Below are 1,282 nucleotides of genomic sequence, written 5' to 3'. Positions count from 1 at the left end.
ACGTCAAGCGAGGTGCCCGCCGCCAGCGTCAGGGCGTTGGTCACATCCACGTTGGCATCCGCGTTCAGCAAACCGGTCGAAATCGTCGCCGTGTCGCCAAAGATCACGCCGGTGCCGTCCACCAGAGTCTCGACCCCTGCCCCCTGCTGGGTGAAGGCGCCGTTGACGTTGCCCTCCAGCGAGATCTGGACGGTCGACTGGTTGTCCAGCGTGCCCGTGATCGTGCCGCCGTTCAGGTCCAGATCCGCCGCTCCGGTCAGCGCCACGGAGGTGCCGGTCAGCGACGCCCCCGAGCCGACCGAGATCATTCCCGCGCTCGACGTCAGCGTGGTGAACCCGAGGTTCGTGCCCGCCGCCAGGGTGATCGCATCCGCCTCTGCCGAGGTGTTGTCGATCGCGCCAAGCCCGGTCAGCGCGCCGCCGTTGATGGCCAGCGATGCGCCCGCGTTGTTGTTCAGCGCGGCACCGTTCGAGGTCACTGTGCCCGTGGTCACGATGATGTCGAGGCTGTTCGCAATCGTCGTGGCATTCAGGGCACCACCGTCCGCGAAGGTGATCGTGCCGCTGTTGGTCAGCGTGGTCGCCGAGGACAGCGTGCCATTGGTGCCAAAGCTCAGCGTCGCCGCGTTGTCCAGAAGCCCGGTGTCGGACGAAATCGTCACGCCGTTGCCGAGCGTCGCCGCCGCCAGTGCGCCGATGCTGACAGTGCCGCCGTTGACGGTCACGTTGTCCGCCACGTCAAGCGAGGTGCCCGCCGCCAGCGTCAGGGCGTTGGTCACATCCACGTTGGCATCCGCGTTCAGCAAACCGGTCGAAATCGTCGCCGTGTCGCCAAAGATCACGCCGGTGCCGTCCACCAGAGTCTCGACCCCTGCCCCCTGCTGGGTGAAGGCGCCGTTGACGTTGCCCTCCAGCGAGATCTGGACGGTCGACTGGTTGTCCAGCGTGCCCGTGATCGTGCCGCCGTTCAGGTCCAGATCCGCCGCTCCGGTCAGCGCCACGGAGGTGCCGGTCAGCGACGCCCCCGAGCCGACCGAGATCATTCCCGCGCTCGACGTCAGCGTGGTGAACCCGAGGTTCGTGCCCGCCGCCAGGGTGATCGCATCCGCCTCTGCCGAGGTGTTGTCGATCGCGCCAAGCCCGGTCAGCGCGCCGCCGTTGATGGCCAGCGATGCGCCCGCGTTGTTGTTCAGCGCGGCACCGTTCGAGGTCACTGTGCCCGTGGTCACGATGATGTCGAGGCTGTTCGCAATCGTCGTGGCATTCAGGGCACCACCGTCCG

Annotated in this window: 1 protein-coding gene; it reads right to left on the bottom strand. The window is 67.2% G+C overall.

What is annotated here, in order from left to right; all coding sequences use genetic code 11:
• On the bottom strand, positions 1 to 1,282 hold a 1,282-nt coding region (locus tag ACP16H_RS26410; RefSeq protein WP_425075111.1), incomplete at both ends, for a beta strand repeat-containing protein.

Origin of the sequence: Sagittula sp. S175 (genome assembly GCF_049800975.1) — a bacterium.
Taxonomy (GTDB): Bacteria; Pseudomonadota; Alphaproteobacteria; order Rhodobacterales; family Rhodobacteraceae; genus Sagittula.
This window is presented reverse-complemented; position numbering and strand designations above follow the sequence as displayed.